Origin of the sequence: Kitasatospora kazusensis (assembly GCF_039529945.1) — a bacterium.
Classification (GTDB): domain Bacteria; phylum Actinomycetota; class Actinomycetes; order Streptomycetales; family Streptomycetaceae; genus Kitasatospora; species Kitasatospora kazusensis.
Genome location: NZ_BAAANT010000023.1, coordinates 97,515 through 106,327 on the forward strand (window position 1 = coordinate 97,515; position 8,813 = coordinate 106,327).

Consider the following 8,813-nt stretch of genomic DNA (forward strand, 5'->3'; position numbering starts at 1 on the left):
CCGCAGTGACAGCGGCTACCTGCAGTGCAGTCCATCGGAGCTTCCTCACCCCTCGCGAAGGAGGCCGGAGCGATGCTGTGGCAAACATGGGCTGTCTGTGTTCCCCTCGGTGTCACCTGCCCCATGGCAGACGGGTGTTCGAAGGAACGATCCGCGATTGCTTGCGTCCGGTCAAGAACAAATTTTGTTTTGACAAGGTATGTCCGAGTTGCCCCAGCGACTACGAACAATGATCCCTCTCAAGCGGTTTCCGGGCGCCTGATTTCCCTGGCCCGCGAGTTGGGCCAGCCCGTAGTGTCAGCGATGCTTCGCACTCGAGTGCGTAATTCATCTCTGGGCAGCATGGGAGAGGCTATGGGGAATTGGAACGTCCGGATACATACCGGGCGCTGGTGGAGAGATCCACATCGAGGTCTGAGCCTGCCCACGGCACTGGTGGTGATGCTCGCCACGGTTGTCGGACTGCCGGCAGCCGCTTTGGCGGACGACAGTTCGGACGGCACGGTCTGGGTACCACCGAACACCCCGCTCGGTACTGGTACGAACGCGGTCACAGGGTCCGCTCTTGATGTCCAGCCGCTCAGGGCCCCGGCCAACCCTGTCCCTCAGGACTGGACGCCTTCGAACTCCGTCGCACTGCAGTCCGGTTCGGTATCACTGACGCTTGGTGCGGCGTCGGCTGAGGCGAAGGCCGCCCGCGAGGCGACCGGCGGCGCTTCGCCGACCTCCAGCGGGCAGGCCCTGGTCCAGGCCGGCCAGCTTCCCGTGGCACTGGCACCCGCCGACGGCGACACCTCGACGCGCACCGTGAAGGTTCAGGTCACCGACCCGAACAGTGCTCACGCTGCGGGTGTCGACGGCGCGCTGGTCGCACTGACCAGTGCAGACACCTCTGCGAATATGGGCCCGGACAACGTCAAGGTCGCACTCGACCTCAATGCCCTGCAGGCACAGAGCTGGTCCGACCGCGCCCATCTCGTCGCACTGCCGGCCTGCGCACTCACGACTCCGGACAACGCCGACTGCCGCAAGCAGACCCCGGTCGCCGCCACGGTCGATGTGAGCTCCGGTCAGCTCACAGCCTCAGTGACACTTCCTGAAGCCAAGAGCCCTGCCTCCGCCGCACAGTTGAAACCCTCCTCGACAGTCGTCCAGAGTTCCTACACCACAGGAGCGGCACCGGCCTCGCTCGACACCGCGTCGCCGATGGTGCTGGCGGCGGTGGCGGGTCCGTCCGGCTCGGCCGGCAGCTACGCAGCCACCTCCCTCTCGCCGTCGACGGCCTGGAGCGCAGGCTCGAACGTCGGCAACTTCACCTACTCGTACCCGATCCAGGTGCCCGCGGTTCCGGGCGGCTCGGCCCCGACAGTGGCGCTGTCCTACGACTCCTCGGCGGTTGACGGCAGGACCTCGGCCACCAACGCGCAGCCTTCGTGGATCGGGGACGGCTGGGACTACCAGCCCGGTTTCATCGAACGCTCTTACCAGAGCTGCGCCAAGGACGGCATCACCGGCAGCGGTGACCAGTGCTGGGGCGGCCAGAACGCGACCCTGAGCCTCGGCGGGCACTCCGGCACCCTGGTCCGTGACGACACCAGCGGCCTGTGGCACCTGCAGGGCGACGATGGCTCGAAGGTCGAGCAGCTGACCGGCGCGCCCAACGGGCTGCCCACCGGCGAGTACTGGCACGTCACGACCTCAGACGGCACGCAGTACTACTTCGGGCAGAACCACCTGCCCGGCGGAGACGGCACCGACGCGGCCACCAACTCCGCCTGGAGCGAGCCGGTCTACTCCCCCAACAGCGGAGACCCGTGCTACAGCGCGGGCTCCGGCCAGGGGTCGTTCTGCACAATGGGCTGGCGCTGGAACCTCGACTACGTCGTGGACACCCACCAGAACCTGACGACCTACACCTACGGGACCGAGTCCAACTCCTACAGCCTCGGCGGCGGCCAGAACAGCGGCAGCGGCACTCCGACGTCCTACGTGCGAGCCGGGTACCTGAAGCAGATCAACTACGGCCAGCGTCTCCCCGACCAGATCGCGGCGCACGGCTCACTGAACCCCGCCGCCGAAATCGTCTTCGCCACGACCGAGCGCTGCCTGGCCACGGACGGCAGCTGCGCCGAGTCCAAGCGCATCGCCGCCAACGCCTCCTCCTGGCCCGACGTGCCACTGGACCAGGTATGCGACGGCAGCCCGGGCTGTACGAACTACAGCCCCAGTTTCTTCACCACCAAGCGCCTCACAGGCATCAGCACCGTGGTATTCGTCAACTCGGCACCGGTCACGGTCGACTCCTGGGCGCTCACCCAGTCATTCCCCAACCCCGGTGACGGGACCAAGCCCCCACTCTGGCTGTCCTCCATCGTGCGGACAGGGACAGACGGCCAGCCGTCCGCGGCCCTGCCGGCGGTCTCGTTCGTACCTCGTGAGATGGCCAATCGGGTGGATGGCCTGGTGCCGGCGGCGCCGATGTTCAACCGGCCGCGGATCCAGCAGATCAACACCGAGACCGGCGGGCAGATCAACGTCGTGTACTCCGACCCGCAGTGCTCGCGGGTCAAGAAGACCATGCCGACGTCGGAGGACGACGACAAGCTCGCCTGCATGCCGGTGAAGTGGTACCTGCCGGGATCCTCCAGCCCGGACCCGGTGAGCGACTGGTTCAACAAGCCCCTGGTCGCCGACGTGACCGAGCAGGACGCTGTCACCGGGCTCAGCGTCGTCAAGGACACGCACTACACCTACAACGGTGACGCGGCCTGGCACCGCAACGACAGCGAGTTCGCCGACCCCAAGACCCGGACCTGGGACGGCTTCCGCGGCTACCAGTCGGTGACCACCACGACCGGCAGCGCGTATGTCGGCGAGGCACCCAAGACGCAGGTCACCACGACGTACCTGCGCGGCATGGACGGCGACTACAAGGCCGACGGAACCACCCGCGCCATCACGGTGCCCAACCCGCTGGGCGGCGCGGACGTCACCGACAGCAACTGGCTGACAGGGCGGACACTGGCGGTCCAGACATACGACCAGGCCGGCGGCGCGGTCGTCTCGATGAGCGGCACGATCACCAACGGGCAGCAGACCACCGCCACCCACAAGCAGTCCGGCGGCATGCCGGACCTGGTCGCCCGCTACCCCGCCTCACAGGTCACCGCGACCAGCAAGTCCCAACTCTCGGACAAGTCCTGGCGCACTACCAGTACGATCACCACAACGGATCCCGCGAACGCCAACCGCATCGTCCAAACGGACGACCAAGGCGACCGTACCTCCGCCACCCCCGAGATCTGCACCACTACCAGCTACGCCGCCGGCAGCAACCCCGCGATGCTGGCCGACGTCTCGGAGACGAAGGCCGTCACCGGACCGTGCGGGACCACCGCCACAGCGCAGAACACCATCGCCGACCACCGGACCCTCTACGACGGCAAGTCCTTCGGCCAACTCGGTGACCAGGCCGATGCCACCAGCACCCAGACCCTCGACCACTACGACACCGCGGGCAACCCCGTATACACCAATGTCGGCAGCGCCACCTTCGACGTCTACGGCCGCGCACTGACGTCAAGCGTGACCGACGGATCGACCTACGACACCTCCGGCAACCAACTGACAAAGCCCACGGTCGCCGCACCTGCCACAAGTCACACGGCCTACCTCCCCACAACCGGCGCCGTGCCCACGACCGTGACGACGACGGGGCCAATGGGAGACACTTGGAAGACCACCGTGACCCAGGACCCGGGCCGCGGCGTGCCGCTCACCACCACCGACCAGAACGGCCGAGTGGCCACACAGCAGTACGACGGCCTGGGCCGCCTCACCGCGGTGTGGGAACCGGGACGCACTCCCGCGCAGGATCCGAACCCGAACACCAAGTACTCCTACGCGATCAACGGTCTGACAAGCCCCTCGGTCGTCATGACGCAGACCCTTCAGGAGGGGGGTGGCGCCTACTCCTCCAAGACCGAGCTGTACGACGGCCTCGGGCGGCTCCGCCAGACCCAGAGCACCACCCCGGCCAAACCCACCGGACGGCTGATCACCGACACCGGCTACGACTCGCACGGCTGGGCCATCAAGACCTCGGCCCCCTACTACGAGCCGACCACCCTTCCCTCCAGCACGATCTTCTCCCCCGGCAACGACTCGCAGATCCCGGCGCAGACGTGGACAAGCTATGACGGCCAGGGCCGCGTCGTCCGCAGCGAGTTCCGCTCCTACGCACAGCTCCAGTGGGCCACCACCACCGCGTACCCCGGCGCGGACCGGACCGATGTGACCCCGCCAGCAGGCGGCACGCCGACCAGCACCGTCACCAACGCCCGCGGCCAGAACACCGCACTGTGGCAGTACCACGGGAACACCGCGACGGGCAATCCCGCCGACGCCGACATCACCTCGTACGCGTACACACCCGGAGGGCAACCCGCCGGACGCACGGACACCGCAGGCAACACCTGGACATACCAGTACGACCTGCACGGTCGCCAGACCTCGGCCACCGACCCGGACACCGGCACCAGCCAGACGTTCTACGACGTCAACTCCCGCGTCGACCACACCACCGACGCCAAGGGCAACACCCTTGCCTACACCTACGACCTGCTGGGCCGCAAAACCGGCATGTACACCGGCAGCGTGGCTCCGGCGAACCAGCTGGCCTCCTGGACCTTCGACACCCTGGCGAAGGGACAGCCGACCTCCTCCACCCGCTACGCCAAGGGCACCAACGGCACAGTGCTGTCGTACACCGAAGCCACCACCGGCTACGACACCGCCTACCGCAGCCTGGGCACCTCGGTGACCATCCCGACGGCCCCCGAGAACGGGACACTGGCGGGCACGTACATCACCAGCAACACCTACAACCCGGTCCTGGGCACCCTGGCCACCGCCAGCTACCCGGCGCTCGGCGGCCTGCCGGCCGAGACCACCGGCTACACCTACACCGTCACCGGCATGCTGACCAGTGCCAAGAGCGCGGGCAAGCCCCTCGTCGCGGACATGCAGTACGACGCGATGGCACGGCCCGTACGCACCACCGTCGGCGGCTACGGGACACAGGTGGTCTCCACCCAGCAGTACGACTGGGCGACCGGACACGTCATCAACTCCTTCATCGACCGCCAGGTCGGCACCACCTCCGCCGACCAGACCAGCTACACCTACAATCCGGCCGGCGCCATCACCTCCGCCAGCGACCTGCAGAACGCGGCCGCCACCGACACCCAGTGCTACACCTACGACTACCTGGGACGGCTCACCAACGCCTGGACCGACACCGGCGGCACCGCCACCACCGCCGACTGGACGGACTCCTCGGGCACCCAGCACGGCACCGGAAGCTCCAACACCGTCCCAGGAATCGGCGGTTGCAAAAACGCAGGTGGCCCCGCCACTGTCGCCGGCAAACCCACGGTGGGCGGCCCCGCCCCGTACTGGCAGTCCTACAGCTACGACACCACCGGCAACCGCAGCCAGCTTGTCCAACACGACGTGAACGGCAACGCCGCCAACGACACCATGAGCACCCAGACCTTTGGTACGGCCAAGACCCTCAACACCCCCACCACGGCCAAGGGCACGGGCGGCGGCACCGGTGGACCCCACGGCCTGCTCACCAGCACCGCCACGACCGGCACCGTCAACAAGGCAACGAGCTACCAGTACGACGAACTCGGCAACACCACGGCCGTCACCGACACCACCGGCACCACCAACCTCGTCTGGAACGCTGAAGGAAGGCTCGACTCCGTCACCAAGACGGGCCAGCCCTCGGGCACGTCGTACCTCTACGACGCGGATGGCAACCAGCTCATCCGCAGGGACCCCGGCAAGACCACTGTCAACCTCGGGGCCGATGAACTCACTCTCGACACCTCCACCCCCAACGGGTCCATGAGCGACGTCCGGACGCTGTCGGCGCCCGGCGGACTCACACTCACCCGCGTCACCGCCCCCGTGGGCGGTGGACACCTCCTCTACCAGGCAGCCGACCCTCACGGGACCACGGGTGTCCAGATCAACTCCGACGCCAACCAGTCCGTCACCCGACGCCCCACCGACCCGTTCGGCAACCCTCGTGGCGCGGTTGTCCCGGCCTCCAGCTGGGCAGGCGACAAGGGCTTCGTAGGCGGAACCAAGGACGACGCCACCGGCCTCACCAACCTCGGTGCCCGCGAATACCAGCCGGCCACGGGGCGCTTTCTCAATCCCGACCCGCTTCTCGACGCGGGCAACCCCCAGCAGTGGAACGGGTACGCCTACAGCGACAACGACCCGGTCAACGCATCCGACCCCAACGGGCTGATGATCGACCGAAACGGCGGCGGCAGCGACAACGGACCGGCCGACCCCACACTGACGCAGCAGATCAACTGCCTGTACGCGGGCGGTTGTGGTGGCACGCCACCGGCAACAACCAGTAGCAACGGCAGTGGCAGTGGCGATACGACCACTCCCCATACCAAGAAGTGCGGTGGCTGGCTCAGCGGCGGCGGATTCAGCTGCCACGTAGGGAACGGCGTCAAGCGCACTCAGCACGTCGTAGCGCAGAACCCCATCATCAAAACCATTGCCACCGCAGTGACCTACGGGGCGACATTCAGCAGCTGCTGGGAGGCAGCCGGCCTGGGTGCGATGGAGACTGGTGGTGCGACGCTGGTCGCTGCCGGCATGGGCTGCGGTGCCCTCGCCGGCGCCGCCAGCTCCCTGGTAGGCAACCTCCTGACCGAAGACGCAGACCACTCCTTCACCGGCCAGCTCACGGACATGGCTGGCGGAGCACTCCTCGGAGGCGCCACGGGAGCCGTCGGAGCGGGCGCGCAGGTGGCGGCCAGTGCTGCTTCCAGCGGCGGCGCAAAGGCCATTCTGGGAGCTGTCGGCGACTTCCTAGGTGGCGGCAGCTGCCCTCACCCCAACAGCTTCCCTGCTGGAACACTCGTCCTGCTCGCGGACGGCTCCACCAAGGCCATCGACCAACTGACCACCGGGACGGCGGTGGCCGCCACCGACCCCCAGACCGGAACCAACACGCCAGAACCTGTCACGGCGACCATCGTTGGCCACCAGGACCAGGACTTCACCGAGCTCACACTCGCCGTCACGCCGGAACCGAGCTCCCCCCCGACCGACCACAACAGCCCCGCGCAGTCCGCCAAAATCACCTCAACCAAGCACCACCCATACTGGGACATCACCACCCGACGTTGGACCGATGCCACTGACCTCCACCCCGGCGACCAGGTCCGCTCAGCCACTGCCACCCCGGTTACGGTTCAAGCTGTCCGCAACTTCCACACCACACCGCAATCCGCGTACAACCTCACCGTCGCAGACCTCCACACGTACTATGTGCTGGCCGGGGCCACGCCGGTCCTGGTCCACAATTGTGATCTGTCCGACCGCGCCAGCGAAATTCATGGCGCGGAGCCCGATGATTATGTTCGGAAGAACATCAGTACTGTGGCTGTGGTGCGGGTGCGCACGCCGCAGGGTCAGGTTGATCTGATTGCGGGAAGTGGAGATGGCTTGACGCCGGCTCAGATGTCCATACCTCTCCGCCCCGGCGAGATGCACGTTCCAAACATTCCGGGAACGCACGCCGAACAGAATGCCTTGTTGTATGCAAAGGCTTTTGGCTATGAACCGATTGCCGGAGGAACGTCAAGGAATGTGTGCCTCTCGATCTGTGCACCGTTCATTCGAGGCGGTGGCGGTAGGATGATGGGGAATGTGTTCCCAGGTAATGGTGTGACCACAACGCGCCAGAGGAGTTTTGAATGGTAGTGGACGAGGCGGTCGCCGAATCCGTCCGGGCTGCTGAGCGGGTGACTCTTGCAGTGTTCGGCGCAAGTTGCGCCGAACGGATGGCCCAGCTCTTTACGGGCCTGCGAGGCGGCGACCCCAATCGCACCGGAGACGTGGATCTCTTCCTGGAAATCCTGGATGAACTCTGGAACCTTGACCTGGAAGGCAGTATATTTTCCGCCCGCGTAGACGCGCTGCAGGAGTTTGCAGAGCTGCAGCCATCAGAAGAGGGGCTGGTCGATGTAGACGACATCTATGCCTTCTATTCTGTTCTCTGCATGCGCTATGCAGTGCTATATCGGGTGAGCGGCGACGCCGAAGAGGCGCTGCGTTGTGCCCACGCGAGCCTCACCGCATTGGGGCAGCTAGATCGCAATATGTCGGAAACTGCGTTCTTCGAAGGCGAGCACGAATGTCAGCGTCGAATTACGCTCGGCGATACTGTTGTCGACGATTCACTCCAGCAGCTAAGGAACAGTGATCGAGAGGCTAGCCGCGAGCGACTGATCGCGGTGAGTTCACGACTGCGGAAGTAGCGCCACGAAAACATCCAGAAGCTCCGCCGGGTAGGTGTTCCGGCGGGGCTTCTGGGGTCTCTGACGGCAGTAGTTGACGGCAACGTCAGCGGACGGGCGCTGCACAAAGTGGTGGGTCATCGCCATCGTCGGGCTGGCTGGTGGTCCCTGCGGGCTTGCGGAGGGCGCGGCCGAGGAGGTCGATGGCGTCGCGCTGGAGGCGGAGCCGGACGTGTAATGGTGACGTCGGATATTAGAACCGTCCGAATGCCTGCGGCCCGGATCTTAGAAAGACCTATCGTCCCAGCTCAGCGGCACTCTCCACGTTTTCGACCACGCGTCGGACAGCCCACTTCATGAGAGCGCGAGGCTAATACTCCAGCCGTAGATCGTGATCTTCATGCCTGATTCGCGGCTTGTCGGCTGTAATGACTGGCCTGGGCGCGGGCTTGGTGACGGCGGCGCCAGTGG

At 66.2% G+C, this 8,813-nt stretch carries 2 protein-coding genes; both read left to right on the forward strand.

Going from position 1 to position 8,813, the window contains the following annotated elements:
* The first annotated feature begins 441 nt into the window (after positions 1 to 441).
* Positions 442 to 7,806 (forward strand): RHS repeat-associated core domain-containing protein, encoded by a 7,365-nt coding sequence (locus ABD330_RS19960; protein WP_344466976.1) that lies wholly within the window; start codon positions 442 to 444, stop codon positions 7,804 to 7,806.
* Entirely contained in the window at positions 7,800 to 8,363 is a 564-nt protein-coding gene (locus ABD330_RS19965; protein ID WP_344466964.1) for a hypothetical protein, read from the forward strand. Before ABD330_RS19960 ends, ABD330_RS19965 begins: the two co-directional genes overlap by 7 nt.
* Positions 8,364 to 8,813 lie beyond the last annotated feature (450 nt).